General features: G+C 73.2%; 13 protein-coding genes. 6 read left to right on the forward strand and 7 right to left on the reverse strand.

Annotation, left to right across the window (positions count from 1 at the left end):
• The first annotated feature begins 109 nt into the window (after positions 1-109).
• Positions 110-1,585: a serine/threonine-protein kinase gene (locus ABD140_RS03245; protein WP_344236512.1), complete on the forward strand. Its 1,476-nt coding sequence runs from the start codon at positions 110-112 to the stop codon at positions 1,583-1,585.
• A gap of 132 nt (positions 1,586-1,717) precedes the next feature.
• On the opposite strand, the gene ABD140_RS03250 is transcribed toward ABD140_RS03245, so the two are convergent.
• Both ABD140_RS03250 and ABD140_RS03255 read right to left on the reverse strand, forming a co-directional pair.
• The gene (locus tag ABD140_RS03250) at positions 1,718-2,806 is read right to left on the reverse strand and encodes an ABC-2 transporter permease (RefSeq protein ID WP_344236513.1); all 1,089 of its coding nucleotides are present in this window, start codon (positions 2,804-2,806) and stop codon (positions 1,718-1,720) included.
• A 37-nt stretch (positions 2,807-2,843) separates the two neighbouring features.
• Positions 2,844-3,950 (reverse strand): ABC-2 transporter permease, encoded by a 1,107-nt coding sequence (locus tag ABD140_RS03255; protein ID WP_344236514.1) that lies wholly within the window; start codon positions 3,948-3,950, stop codon positions 2,844-2,846.
• Positions 3,951-4,089: 139 nt separating this feature from the next.
• Between ABD140_RS03255 and ABD140_RS03260 the strand changes: the two genes are divergently transcribed.
• From ABD140_RS03260 to ABD140_RS03270, 3 genes are all read left to right on the forward strand, one after another.
• Entirely contained in the window at positions 4,090-4,764 is a 675-nt protein-coding gene (locus tag ABD140_RS03260) for a TetR/AcrR family transcriptional regulator (RefSeq protein ID WP_344236516.1), read from the forward strand.
• Positions 4,765-4,851: 87 nt separating this feature from the next.
• The gene (locus tag ABD140_RS03265; RefSeq protein ID WP_344236518.1) at positions 4,852-5,274 is read left to right on the forward strand and encodes a DUF6153 family protein; all 423 of its coding nucleotides are present in this window, start codon (positions 4,852-4,854) and stop codon (positions 5,272-5,274) included.
• A gap of 88 nt (positions 5,275-5,362) precedes the next feature.
• Positions 5,363-6,025, forward strand: coding sequence for a DUF305 domain-containing protein (locus ABD140_RS03270; RefSeq protein ID WP_344236520.1), 663 nt, complete (start codon positions 5,363-5,365; stop codon positions 6,023-6,025).
• Between the two features lie 33 nt (positions 6,026-6,058).
• On the opposite strand, the gene ABD140_RS03275 is transcribed toward ABD140_RS03270, so the two are convergent.
• Positions 6,059-7,525, reverse strand: a complete 1,467-nt coding sequence (locus ABD140_RS03275; RefSeq protein ID WP_344236522.1) for a serine/threonine-protein kinase — start codon at positions 7,523-7,525, stop codon at positions 6,059-6,061.
• Between the two features lie 298 nt (positions 7,526-7,823).
• Here ABD140_RS03275 and ABD140_RS03280 point away from each other — a divergent pair, with 298 nt between their 5' ends.
• Positions 7,824-8,663 carry a formate/nitrite transporter family protein gene (locus ABD140_RS03280; protein ID WP_344236524.1) on the forward strand — a complete coding sequence of 280 codons (840 nt, stop codon included), beginning with the start codon at positions 7,824-7,826 and terminating at the stop codon, positions 8,661-8,663.
• 21 nt (positions 8,664-8,684) lie between these two features.
• On the opposite strand, the gene ABD140_RS03285 is transcribed toward ABD140_RS03280, so the two are convergent.
• Complete coding sequence (locus ABD140_RS03285) at positions 8,685-9,176, reverse strand: hypothetical protein (RefSeq protein ID WP_344236526.1); 492 nt, start codon at positions 9,174-9,176, stop codon at positions 8,685-8,687.
• A gap of 110 nt (positions 9,177-9,286) precedes the next feature.
• Entirely contained in the window at positions 9,287-10,768 is a 1,482-nt protein-coding gene (locus tag ABD140_RS03290; protein ID WP_344236528.1) for a serine hydrolase domain-containing protein, read from the reverse strand.
• A 69-nt stretch (positions 10,769-10,837) separates the two neighbouring features.
• On the opposite strand from ABD140_RS03290, the gene ABD140_RS03295 reads away from it, so the two are divergent.
• A complete protein-coding gene (locus ABD140_RS03295) occupies positions 10,838-11,488 on the forward strand; it encodes a TetR/AcrR family transcriptional regulator (protein ID WP_344236530.1) in 651 nt (216 codons plus the stop codon).
• 37 nt (positions 11,489-11,525) lie between these two features.
• Here the strand turns inward: ABD140_RS03295 and ABD140_RS03300 are convergent, their stop codons facing one another.
• Entirely contained in the window at positions 11,526-12,407 is an 882-nt protein-coding gene (locus ABD140_RS03300; RefSeq protein WP_344236532.1) for a serine hydrolase, read from the reverse strand.
• On the reverse strand, positions 12,404-13,342 hold the full coding sequence (locus tag ABD140_RS03305; RefSeq protein ID WP_344236534.1) for a LysR substrate-binding domain-containing protein: 939 nt from the start codon (positions 13,340-13,342) through the stop codon (positions 12,404-12,406). Before ABD140_RS03305 ends, ABD140_RS03300 begins: the two co-directional genes overlap by 4 nt.
• Positions 13,343-13,406 lie beyond the last annotated feature (64 nt).

The raw sequence follows: 13,406 nt of genomic DNA on the forward strand, positions 1-13,406 counted from the left end.
CACATCCGTGCCGCGAGGCCGCGAGGGGAATTCCCCGGACGCCCGCGGCCGCCGCGCCGCTTTCCCGCGACCGCTAGGATCACGGTGGTTCTGGACCTCTGGAGGACGCGTGGCCGAACTGTCGCCGCTCCTGCCGGCGGACCCGGCGCGGGTGGGACCGTACCTGCTCGAAGGGCGGATCGGGATCGGCGGCCAGGGCACCGTCTACCTCGCCGGCGACGAGAGCGGGCGGCGGGTGGCGGTCAAGCTCCTGCACGCGCATCTCATCACCCAGGAGACCGCCCGCGCCCGCTTCCTGGACGAGGTGGAGCTCGCCAAGCGGGTGGCCCCGTTCTGCACGGCGCAGGTGCTCGACAGCGGCGTCCTGGAGGGCCGCCCCTACATCGTCAGCGAGTTCGTCGACGGGCCGTCCCTGCAGGCCTCGGTGCGCGACACCGGGGTCCGCGGCGGGGCCGCCCTGGAGCGGCTGGCCCTCAACACCGTGACGGCGCTGGCCGCGATCCACCGGGCCGGGGTGGTCCACCGCGACTTCAAGCCGGGCAACGTGATCCTCGGCCCGGACGGGCCGGTGGTGATCGACTTCGGGATCGCGCGCGCCCTGGACCTCAGCCAGTCGCTCACCGGCAGCCAGGCCGTGGGCACCCCCGCCTACATGGCCCCCGAACGCCTCCAGGAGGACGCGGCCGGCCCGCCGGCCGACCTGTTCGCCTGGGGGGCGGCCATGGCCTACGCCGCCACGGGCCGCAACACCTTCGGCGGCACGTCGGTCTCGGCCGTCATGTACGCGATCCTGCACGGCGAACCGGACCTGGACGGCCTGGACGGCCGGTTGGAGGACGTCGTCCGCGCCTGCCTGGAGAAGGACCCCGCCCTGCGCCCCACCGCCGTCGAGGTCGGCGAACGCCTGCGCTCCCTCCCGGCGCCCGCCTGGCTCACCGGCGACGGCCACGCCCCCGCCGACGGCCACGCCTCCCCCGGCGACGGGCGGGAACGGTCCGGCGGGGCCGGTCCCGCGTCCCCGGACGGGCGCAGGCGCCGGATCCGGATCGTCGGCGCGGCCCTGGCCGTCCCGGTCCTCGCCGGGGCCGTCCACCTCGCCGCCCCGGACCTCTTCACGCGGCAGCCCGCCCGGCCGCCGGGCGAGACCCCCGGCACCGTCCTCCAACCGTCGAGCCCCGCTCCCTCCGAGGACCGCGAGGCCGTCGCGATGCCCGCTCCCGCCCAGACCCCCCGCACGTCCAGGACCCCGAAGGACCGGAGCGGCCCCCCGGCTCCGAAGGCCACCCCGAAGCCGAGCGGCACCAGGCCGCCGGCCACCGAGAAGCCGTCCTCTCCCAAGCCGTCGCCCTCGCCGAGCCGGCCTGCTCCGCCGGCGGAGCCGAAGACGCTCGGCACCGTCACGATGAAGGACATGGCCGAGTACTGCACGGCCCACGGCTACCCGGTGTACTTCTACTACAACGGCTCTCTCACCTGTCAGGGCAACGGCACGACCAAGACCGACGTCACGGCCGTGTGCCGCTGGCGGTACCCCGGCGAGCCGAACGTCCGGGCGAACGGCACCACCTGCGTCTCCTACCCGTAGTCCGGGCGCAGCGGGCCGCGTCCGCGCGGCCTGGCGGGCGCGGGACGGCTTCCGGCGGGCCGCCTCCGTGCCCCCTCGCGGACGAGGAGGGTCCCGGCCGCGTCCCGGACGGGCCGGGACGCGGCCGGACCGTCAGGCGGGAACGGGGACGGCCTGCTGGGAGGGGAGGGCCTCCGCGGGGGGTGCGGCGGGCGGCTTCGCGCCGAACGGGACGAAGTTGAGGCCCAGGGCGGCGACGAGCCAGACCAGCAGGACGGTCATGTGGCCGCCCAGGGTGGCGGCGTCGAAGTAGAGGATGGAGCGGGCGGTCTCCAGGACGGCGGGCATCGGGAGGATGCCGTGCAGCCACTGGAAGAAGGAGGGCTCCATCCAGATCGAGACGGCGCCGCCGCTGGCGGGGACGCCGAGGATGACCAGCAGGCCGATCGCGGGGACCCCGGCGATCTGGGCGAGTGCCGGGTTCGCCGCCAGGGGGCTGAGCAGGCGGGTGAAGAAGGCGGTGACCAGCGCGCCGGTGTAGGAGGCGAGGGCGCCGACGCCGATGAGCTCCGGATGGCCCTCGATCGCGCCGATGATCGGGCCGATCATCAGCCAGACGGCGAAGCCCATGAGCACCGCCCAGCCCGCGGCGACGAGCGCGAAGGTCCGCGGCCGCAGCAGGTGCGGCAGGGCGCTCCCGATGACCAGGACGAAGATCGCGCCGGACAGGAGCCAGCCGAGGGCGAGGTAGAGGGTGGAGATGCCGGCGCCGTCGGAGGCCGGCAGGGGGGCGATGTCCTCGGTCCGGAGGGTGACGTCCTGCCCGGCGGTGAAGCCGGTGAGGACCTTGGCGATGGTCTGCGACTGGCTCGCGCCCGCCGCGCCCGCGACGTAGACGACGGCCTGGCCCCTGCCGCGCACGGACGGCCCGGCGTAGGCGCCGGCCACCTCGCGCTCCATGACCAGCTCCTTCGCCTCGGCCTCGGTGCCGACGGTGCGCAGGTCGAACGCCTCGCCGGTCGCGGCGGACAGCCGGGAGGTGGTGAGCTCGGCCTGGGCGGAGGTCGCGGCGACGACGGCGAGCGGCATCCGGTTGGGCGCGGGCTGGTGCATGGCCGTCAGCATGACGCCGACCATCATCACGACCATGAGGAACGGGAACAGTCCGACCAGGAGGTACCTGGCCGCGGGCGACGTGCCCTTCGCGGAGACGGCGGCGTGCTGGCCGCTGGAGGAGGACATACGGAGAACCTCGTGGGGAAGAAGGTGCGGATTCGGGTCAGACCGTGGCGGGCACGGCCGGGGCGGGGGCCTCGGGCTCCTCGTCCGCGGCCCGCTCGCCGTCGTGGGCGGGCCTGCGCCGGTTGCGGGCCGAGTCCAGGGCCACGGATCCCGCGACCGAGACCGCGCCCCACAGCATGAGGACCAGCAGGTGGCCGCTCACCCCGTCACCGCCGAAGTAGAGGATCGAGCGCAGCGCCTCGCCGGCGGCGGGTGTCGGCAGGACGCCGTGCAGCCACTCGAAGAAGCCCGGCATCGACTTCACCGGCATGCCCAGGTTGGAGGACGGCACGCCGAGGTACATGAGGACGAACACGCCGACGACCGAGCCGAGCCCGCCCACGAGGTGGACGATGAAGCTCTGCGCCAGGCCGACCGCGAAGACCGTCGCCCAGCCGAGCGCGAGCATCTCCCAGGCGTGCCCGCTCACCGCCCCGATGACCGGATCGGCGATCAGCCACACCACGAAGCTCATCAGCGCGGCCCAGCCGGCGAGGTAGACCGGCACCCGCCGGAGGGTGAAGAGCTCGGGGGCGCCCTGGCCGATCATGGTGATGATCATGTATCCGGCGAGGATCCAGCCGGTGGTGATCAGCATGGCGGAGACGCCCATGTTGTCCTCGGCGGGCAGCGGCGCGAGCTCGTGCTGCTCCACCTGGAGGTTCTGCTGGGCGGCGATCCCGCCGAAGATCGACTGCGCCATCGACGCCTGGCCCATGCCGGCGGTCTGCGCCGTGTAGACCGCGGCGGGGGCGCCGGGCGCGGTCGGCGGTTCGAAGGCGGCGGCGATCTCCCGGTCCATGATGAGGCTCTTCGCCTCCGAGGCGGTGGCGACGGTGCGGACCTCGACCGGTGACGACTCGACGGCGTTGAGCCGCGCGGCGAGCCCCTCGGCCTGCTGACCGGCGCCGATCACCGCGACGGGCAGGTCCCGGGGCGCGGGCTGGTGCATCGCCGAGGTGTAGACGGTGACGAGCATCATCACCAAGAGGAACGGGATGAATCCCACGATCGTGTACATGACCGCCTTGGGAGGCTGCCGTCGCCCCCCTCCGGCGCCCGCCGCCTGCTCCCCCTCGGCGGGGACGGTGTCCGTCGCCTGCATCAGATCGATCTCCCTCGCACGTCGCACATCGTTAAGTCAACTGGCTTAATCCTGGGGGTAATATTAAGTCACTCGCCTTAACGCTCGGAACGGCAAGACGCCCGAGGAGACGGTTCTCACAGATGGGAGAATGACGGCCATGACGGAGAAGGGCTCCACCCGGGAGCATCTGCTGGCGGCGGGCGAACGGCTGATCGCCCTGCACGGCACCGGTGTCTCCGCCCGCCGGATCGCCGAGGAGGCCGGCGCCGCCAACCACTCGGCCGTCGCCTACCACTTCGGCACGAAGCTCGACCTCGTCCTGGAGATCGTCCGGGCGCACCGCGGGGAGACCGACGAGATCGGCCGCGCCATGGCCGAGAAGGCCGCCGGCTCGGCCGACCCGCGCGAGCACCTCGCCTGCGTGCTGCTGCCCACCCTCATCCACCTGGACCGGCTGGGGCCGCCCACCTACTACTCCCGCTTCGTCATCCAGGTCCTGGCCGACCCCGCGCTGGAGGAGCGGGTGCTGCCCGAGCTCGCCGGGCCGCACGCCGGACCGGCGATCCGCGCCGTGGAGCGCACGGCCACGGACGTCCCCGCGGAGATCATGTGGATGCGCTGGCGCCTGGTGCGCCCGCTCCTCTTCCGGGCCAGCGCCGGATTCGAGCTCGAACTCGCCGAGGGCCGCGCCTCCGCCGAGGGCACCTGGGAGAACCTGGGGCGCTTCGTCCTCGACGCCGTCGGCGGCCTCCTCCTGGCCCCCAACACCCTTCCCCCCGGCACCATCCGCGTTCCGGACCGCTTCCAGAGCTCCGTCCTCACCGAGATCTGACGCCCGCTCGGGCGGCGGACGGCGGTCCCCGTCACGAAGAGCCGTCCCGGTGCATAGGCTGTGACGGTGGTCGGTGATCGGTGGAGGATGAGCACTCGCCCCTTCGGACGCGTGCCTCTCGTGCTGGTCCTGCTGGTACTGACCGGCCTGGTGGGCATGCACGGCCTGACGGCGGCGGCCTTCTCCCTGGGCGCGTCCGCGGAGGGCATGCGGACGGCGGGCCACTCGGCCCATTCCCCGGACGGATCCCGCCATCCGGACGCCCGCCCGCTCGCCGCGGCCCAGGAGAGCGCCTCAGCGACGTCCCTCTGCCACCACGACTCCACGGGCGGGCACTCCGTCCACTCCGTGAGCGACTGCGCGGCCGCCGGTCTCGGCGCCGCCTACCTGCCGCCCGCTCCGGCCTACCACTCGGGTGCCCCCGCCGTTCCCCTTCCGGGGGTCCTGCGGCGCACCTCGGCGGAGCGCGCCCCGCCCGACCTGGCGCAACTCCAGCTCCTGCGGATCTAGAGGCCCCGGTACCCGACCTTTTCGGGCGCCGCTGCCGCTCCGGCGGCATGCCTTTCTTCACTCCGTACAGATCCGAGGAGCTCCACGCATGAACACCAAGCGTTTCCCCGTCCGCCGCGCCGCCGGCCTGATCGCCCTTCCCGCCGTCCTCCTGCTCGGGACGGCCGCCTGCGGCGACGACTCCGCCGACCGCCCCGCGGCCACCTCCGGCGCGCACCACTCGGCGCCGGCCTCGGCCGAGGCCCAGCAGCACAACGACCAGGACGTGGCCTTCGCGCAGGGCATGATCCCCCACCACCGGCAGGCCGTGGAGATGGCCGACCTCGCGCCCGAGCGCGCCGGATCCCAGGCCGTCAAGGACCTCGCCGCGCAGATCAAGGCGGCCCAGGACCCGGAGATCACCACGATGTCCGGGTGGCTCACCTCCTGGGGCCAGAAGGTTCCCGCCGAGGGCGCGCCGGGCACCGACCACGGCATGGACCACGGCTCCGACAGCGGTTCCGGCGAGCACGACGGCATGCCCGGCATGATGAGCGAGGGGGACATGACCGCCCTGGCCGGCCTCTCCGGCGAGAAGTTCGACAAGAGCTTCCTGGAGATGATGATCGCCCACCACGAGGGCGCCGTCACGATGGCCGCCGCCGAGCAGGAGAAGGGCGCCTACGGCCCCGCCAAGGACCTCGCCGCCGCCATCATCACCGCCCAGAAGGCCGAGATCGACCAGATGAAGAAGCTCCTCGGCGAGAAGTAGGCGAACCCGCCGACCGCCCCGGCCCCCGCCGCGTCAGCCGGCCGGGGCCGGGGTGATCTGGGAGAGGTAAGGGGAGTACTGGCAGCTGACGGAGGCGAAGCGGCCGCTGCCGGAGCGCTCCTGGACCACCTTGCCGTCGATGCTGATGCGGCAGCGGACGGAGCCGCCGGAGGTCCCCGTGTTCCCCGAGACGTGGAGGAAGGTGTACTTCGCCACCTCGAACTTCTTGGTCCACGGGGGATCCGCCTGCTGGGAGGCGGAGCCGCCCTCGGGGTGCATGTACAGGACCGAGACCGTGGGAGCGCTTCCCGTCACCGAGTAGACGATCTTGAGGGGCGGCGGAGTGGTCGGGGTGGTCGGGACCGCCGCGGAGTCGGCGGGGGCGGACCGGCGCGGGCTCGGCTGCGCGGCGGCCGTCTTCTGGCCCGGGAGGTTGCCGGTCACGGCGAAGACGGCGACGGCGCAGGCGGCGACCGCGACCGCCAGCGCCGCGCCCACGGCGGCCAGCGTCCTGCCGGACAGCGGGCCCGAGGAGGAGCGGAGGTCCGGCGGGAGCGTCGCGGCGTGGTGCTGGTGCGGGTGCGCGCCCGTGCCGGGGGGCGGCGCGGGCGGCGGGAACGGGGACGGGGACGGGGTCGGCGGCGCGGACGGCGGCGCCGGGTCCTTCTCGCGCAGGTAGGACGCGACGGCGGCCGCGCTGGGAGGGCGCTGGTCCATCGGCTTGGCCAGCAGGGAGAGGACGAGGCGTTCGAGGTGCTCGGGAGCGTCCGGGCGGCGGGCCCTGACCGGCGGCGGCGGCTCGTTCAGGTGCGCGTACAGCAGGCCGGGCAGCCCCGCGTCGGAGCCGAAGGGCGGTGCTCCGGTGAGGAGCTCGTGCAGCACGCACCCCAGGGCGTACAGGTCGGAGCGGAAGTCGGCGGGCACGCCGCGGAACTGCTCGGGGGCCATGTACAGGGGGGTGCCGACGGATCCCCCGTCCCGGGTGAGCCGGGTGGTGGCGGCGGCGAGCCCGGCGATGCCGAAGTCGCAGAGCTTGAGCCGGCCCCCGTCGAGGACGAAGAGGTTCGCGGGCTTGATGTCGCGGTGGACGATGCCCCGCGAGTGCGCCGCGGCGAGGGCGTCGGCGAGCTGGAGGGCGAACTCGACGGCCTGGTCCACCGGGAGGCCGTCCGGATGGCGGTCGATGACCGCGCGCAGGTCCTCGCCCTCCAGCAGCTCCATCACCAGATAGGTGAGCCCGTCCTCGTCCCCGCCGATGTCGAAGAGGACGGTGATGCCGGGGTGCTGGAGCGCGGCGGTGGTCTCCGCCTCCCGCTCGAAGCGCGCCAGGCCCCCTTCGGCGACGGCCAGCTCGGCGGGCAGCACCTTCACGGCGACCGGACGGCGCAGCCTCTCGTCGACGGCACGCCAGACCTGGCCCATGCCGCCGCGCCCGATCAGGGCCTCCAGCCGGTATCTGCCGCCGAGCCGCCGCCCCTCGGCCAACCCCAGCCCGTCCATCCCCGCTCCTTCGACACCCCGCCGCAGACCCCGGCCACGCCCCTGCGGTGATCATGTCTTCCCGAGCGCGGGCGACAATTATGCTTTCGCTCAAACAGCGTTGTCTATATGAACCGGCGAAGGCGCGCCGCCGCCGCGCCCCCCGCCCCTCACAGAGGGCCGGCCGGCGCGTGAAACCGACGTGACTTGATGCTCCCAGCCGTGTCACACAACGGAAATCTCCGCTGCACAGACTCCGGAATGCCCGTGAGCGCCCGCGGAGTCCGCGGGCCTCCCACCCCCGGCGAAGGAGTGCCCCGTGTCCTATGTGAACCCGCCCGATTTCGTGAAGAAGATGATCGACTCAGGCGAGGCCAAGGCCTTCATGTCCACCCGAGATACCCTGATCCGCGCCTATATGGCCGGGGCCATCCTGGCGCTGTCGGCGGCGTTCGCGGTGACGGTCACGGTGCAGACGGGTGAGGCGCTGCTCGGCGCGGTGCTCTTCCCGATCGGGTTCTGCCTGCTCTACCTGATGGGGTTCGACCTGCTGACCGGGGTCTTCACGCTGACGCCGCTCGCGCTGATCGACCGGCGGCCGGGCGTCACCAAGCGCTCGGTGCTGCGCAACTGGGGACTGGTCTTCGTCGGCAACCTCGCCGGAGCGATCACCGTCGCGGTCCTGATGGCCGTCATCTTCACCGTCGGCTTCTCGATGGATCCCAACGAGATCGGCCAGCGGATCGGCACGATCGGCGAGGGCCGTACCGTCGGGTACGCCGAACACGGCGCCGCCGGGATGCTGACCCTGTTCGTCCGCGCCGTCCTGTGCAACTGGATGGTCTCCACGGGCGTGGTCGCCGCGATGATGTCGACGTCCGTCTCGGGCAAGGTCATCGCCATGTGGATGCCCATCCTGCTCTTCTTCTACATGGGCTTCGAGCACTCGATCGTGAACATGTACCTGTTCCCGTCCGGCCTGATGCTCGGCGGCGACTTCTCGATCACGGACTACCTCGTGTGGAACGAGATCCCCACCGTCCTCGGCAACCTCGTCGGCGGCCTGACCTTCGTGGGCCTCACCCTCTACGCCACCCACGGCCGCTCCGCCGACCCCGACCCGCGCCTGATCGGCACCCGGGTCAAGGTCGACGCGTAGCGTCCGCGGATCTCCCCGGGGTCAGTTGAAGCAGTCCTGCTTCGGGGAGACCAGGCCCAGCTCGGTGAGCTTGTTCTTCTGGTCGAACAGGAACCAGTACTGGGCCTTGTTCTTGGCGCCGGGGGCCGGGACCCACCAGTGGTTGATCTCCTCCCGCAGGCCCGGGTACTTCTTCTTCACCTGGGCCATGGTCGCGCCGACGCCGACGCCCTGCGGGGTCTTCATGCCCTTGGCCGCGAAGATCGCGACCACGCCGTGCTTCTTGGAGATGTAGCCGCCGACCTCGTCCTTGGGGGTGCGGTGGGCCTTCAGGTCGAACCCGGTGCACCCGCCGTCGGTCCGCTCCAGGACGATCAGCCCGGTCTTGCGCGCCTGCTTCTTCGTCTGCCCGATCTTGAGCTTCCCGTATCCGAGCGGGCCCAGCTTCGGCTTGGCGGCGGCTTCCGCCGGAACCGAAACGACCGGCGAGAGCACCAGTGCGCCCGCCAGCACCGCAACAAGTCCACGCTTCATCGTCATCTCCTTGAAAGTGCCTTCCCCCGACGAGCTGCCAGGAGCATCCCGGATGGGAATCCGACAGCACTTATGACGCACCGCTCCCCCCGGCTGTTCGGAGCAATTGATCAACGGGAGGCGCCGCGCAGCGCACGGGCCAGACGCAGGACCGCGGTGGCGGCACCGGCGAGAGCCGCCGCGCACAACGCGATGAAGATGTCGGGGAACCAGTTCGACAGTTGGCCGGGGCCCATCTGGACGACGAGGGGAACCGCGGCCGTCCAGGGGAGTGCGCCCGCCAGGGCCCACGCCGCGGCCGCGGCGGTGCGGCGCAGCCGAGAGCCGGGAGCGGGACGGCGGAGGAGGAAGGCCGAGCGGACGGCCGCCGCGCTCAACGCCAGGGCCAGGACGGTGGTGCCCCAGACAGCGAGGTGGTAGGTGGAGGCGGACGAAACGGCGGGCGGGCCGCCGCCCGCCAGGAGGCTTGCGGCCCCGAAGCCGACCTGCATGATCGCTTTGTCATGCAGGAGGCCGTGCAGGTTCTGGTGGAGGACGAGCGCGGTGCCCTGCGCCGGCAGCAGGAACAGCATCCCCGAGTAGCCGAAGGTCGCTCCCGTGTGCCAGACGGCGTCGTCGAGGGGCGCGTCCAGGCCGCCGACCCGCCAGCCCAGTCCGTAACCGGTTCCGGCGCCGGTGGGGCGGAGCTCGCCCTCTTCACGCATGAGCCGTACGGACTCCGGGGTCAGGACGGTGTCCCCGCCGGCGGTCCTGCCCGACCGGAGCTGGAACGACGCGAAGGCGGCCAGGTCGTTCAGGTCGCCGCCCAGGTAGCCGTAGCTCGCGCCGGAGTCGTCGAATCCGTCCGCGATCGCGGACGGGAAGCCCCACAGGAGCTGGTGTCCCGGCGGCAGGTTCCGCTTCCGCGCCGACGCCGCGTCCGCGATGGCTCCGTCCATGCCCGCCGGGTCGAGGACCGCGCTGCGGAGGTACTCGGCGAAAGGCCGTCCGGTGACCGCCTCGACCAGGGCGGCCAGCACCAGGTAGTTGGCGCTCGTGTAGGCGTAGGCGGTGCCGGGCGGCCCGAGCGGCCGCACGTCGTCCAGGGCGGCGAGCCGTTCGGCCGGGCGGGGGCAGTCCGCGTCCAGGCAGTCGGCGACCTTGAAGGTGGCCGACTCGGGCAGACCCGCGGTCTGGTCGAGCAGGTGGCGGACCGTGACCTCGGCGGCGTGCGCGGTACCGCCGAAGCGGAAGCCGGGCAGGCGGTCGGCGACCTTGTCGTCCAGGCCGAGCCGCCCGGTCTGGACGAGGGCCATGACGCCGGTCGCCGCGACGGGCTTGGCGACCGAGCCCCACAGGAAGGGGGTGGCGGCCGTGACCGGCTCCCCGTGCCCGTCGGTGCCCCAGGACCGCTGGTGGAGCGGGCCTTCGGGGCCGACCACGGCGTAGGCGAGGCCGGGTACGCGCGTGGCCTCCATCCGGTCCCGGACGTAATCGTCGATCGCGGCGTACCGGCCGGACCCTGCGGAGGCCGGGGCGGCGGGGACGCAGAACAGCAGGCAGAGCAGAAGGGCCGCCAAGCTCGCGGCGGCGGGCCGAAGGCGTTCTCGCAAGGAGGCTCCCGGGGGGATCGAATAACAATATGGCCATACGGTTTTACCGTACGGCGGTATGGTCATCAAGTGCCGAGGACAGCCGACCACGAGGAGCGCCGGCGGCAGATCGCCGCGGCCGTCTGCGAGCTCATCTCCGAAGGCGGCCTCGACGCCGTCACCGTCGCCCGCACGGCCGCCTCCGCCGGGATCTCGGTGGGGCTGGTGCAGCACTACTTCCGCACCAAGGACGAGATGCTCCTGCACGCGTTCAGGTACGCCAGCTCGCGCATCCGGAGCCGCATCGAAGAACGGATACGCGCCGGAATCCAGCACCGCCGGCCCATCTCGCGGGTCCTGGCCGAGGCGATGGCCGAGCTCATCCCCCTGGACGAGACGCGCCGCACCGAGTTCCGCGTCGCCAGGGCGTTCGCCGGACGCGCACTGGACGTCCCCGCCCTCGCCGAGGTCGACTCCGAGACCGCCCGGGCGCTGCGCGACGACCTCGCCCAGGCCGTCCACAACGGCAAGGAGTGCGGGGAGGTCGTGCCGGACCTCGACCCGTGGCCCGCGGCCGTCCGCCTCGCCGCCGTCGCCGAAGGGCTGGCGACGCAGGTCTACCGCGACCCCTCAGGGGTGAACGGGATCCCCGCGACCGCCCTCTCGGCGTCGATCATCGACGCCGAGCTGGCCGTCGTCTTCACCGGCGAGTGCCGTCAGTACGTCGCGGGGAGCACCTGACCGGCCCCGGACGGGTGGTGGCGCTCCGGGCGGCGGGTCAGGAGGCCCAGCCGCGGAGCTCCTGGACGGCGAGGCGGGCGGCGGTCCCGATGGCGGCGTCGGCGCGGGGGTGGGTGGCGGCGGTGCTGCGGGCGCGGGTGAAGACGGCGAGGGCGTAGCGGCCGCCGTCGGGGTACTCCACGACGCCTATCTCGTTGCGGAGCGTCAGGAGGGTGCCGGTCTTGCCGCTGACGAGGACGTCGTCGTAGGGGAAGCCGGCGGCGAGGCGGTGGGGCCAGATCTGGAGGCCCAGCATGCGGCGCATCTGGGCGCACTCGGCGGGCGGCGCCGCCTCGTCGCGCCAGATCGCGGCCAGGAGGCCGGTCAGCTCGCGGGGGGTGCCGCGGCTGGAGCGGGCGGGGTCGAGGGCGGTGAGGCGGCCGGTCATGCCGGGGTCGGTGAGCCTCCCCCACAGGTCGGCGGGGTCGGCGACGCCCGCGTCGGCCATGAGGGAGGCGTGCAGGTCGGCGGCGCTCCCCGTCACGCGGGTCCGGGTCAGGCCGAGGTCGGCCAGGGCGCGGTTGACGTGGTCGAGGCCGACGCGGTCCAGGACGGCGTCGGCCGCCGTGTTGTCGCTGACCGTGATCATCAGGCAGGCCAGGTCGCGCAGCGACATGCGGACCTCGTCGAGCAGCACGGACGTCCCGGTCGGCCCGGCCACCCGGACGCCGGGGGGCAGGGTCACCTGCTCCACCGGGTCGAGCCCGCCCGCCGCCGCGCGGCGGAAGAACGCCACGAGGAGCGGGACCTTGAAGACCGACGCGAGCACCACGGTCTCGTCCTGGCGCACGCCGAGCTCGCGGCCGGTGTCCAGGTCGACCGCGTGCAGCCAGCCGACCACTCCGGCCTCGCGGAACGCGCCTTCGATCGCCGCCGTCATGCGAGGAACCCCGACGACGGGCGGAGGACGACGCGCTGGGTGACGGGCGTCATGGCCGCCTCGGTGCGCAGGACACGGGTGGTCACCTCGATGAGGTCGGCGAGAGGGCCTTCGGGCGGCGCTCCCGAACGCCAGGCGCAGGACGTCCGCTGCAGGAGGGGCGTGCCCAGCAGGGGACGCCACACCGTACCGGGGGCCGCCGGGCCCGGCGGGACGAGGGCCACGGCGGTGCCCGCGAGCACGAGGCCCAGCGTGAACTGGGGGTGCGGGGACTCGTGGACGGCCCCCGGGACGAAGCCGTGCCGGGCGCAGGAGGCCAGCAGGTCCTCCAGCGCGGCGGGCGACGTCTCGCGGCGGGGCACCACGAGATCGTGGCCTGCCAGGTCGGCCAGGCGCAGCTCGGGGGCGGCGGCGGGCGCGGAGCCGTCGGGCAGGAGGACTCCCAGGGGCTGGCCGAGCATCGGGCCGAGCATCAGGCCCGCGGTGTCGCACGGGTGGCGGAGCACCCCGGCGTCGAGCGTGCCGGCGGCGAGGGCGCGCAGGTGCTCCTCCGTCGGGGCGGGGCGCAGGTCCAGGGGCAGTTCGGGGCGGACGTCGCGGAACGTGCCGAGGAGGGCGGCGATCACCGCGCCGTCGAGGTCCTCGGGGACGCCGACGCGCAGCACGTCGCGTTCGGCCGCCCGTTCGGCGACCGCGTGGATCCGCTCGACCCGGTCGAGGAGGTCGCGCGCCTCCTCCAGCAGCAGCCGGCCGGACGCGGTGAGCGTGACGCGGCGGCTCGACCGGTCGAACAGGCGGGTGCCGAGCTCCTTCTCCAGCCGCTGGATGCGCTGGCTGAGCGGCGGCTGCGCCATGCCGAGCCGCTCCGCCGCCCGGCCGAAATGCAGTTCCTCGGCCACCGCGACGAAGCACTCGAGGTGCCCCACCAGGTTCATGACCCGGGATTATATCCATCTGGATATCAATCCATGACTCATAACAAACTTGGACATATTCTCG

The organism is Actinocorallia libanotica (assembly GCF_039525175.1).
Taxonomy (GTDB): Bacteria; Actinomycetota; Actinomycetes; order Streptosporangiales; family Streptosporangiaceae; genus Actinocorallia; species Actinocorallia libanotica.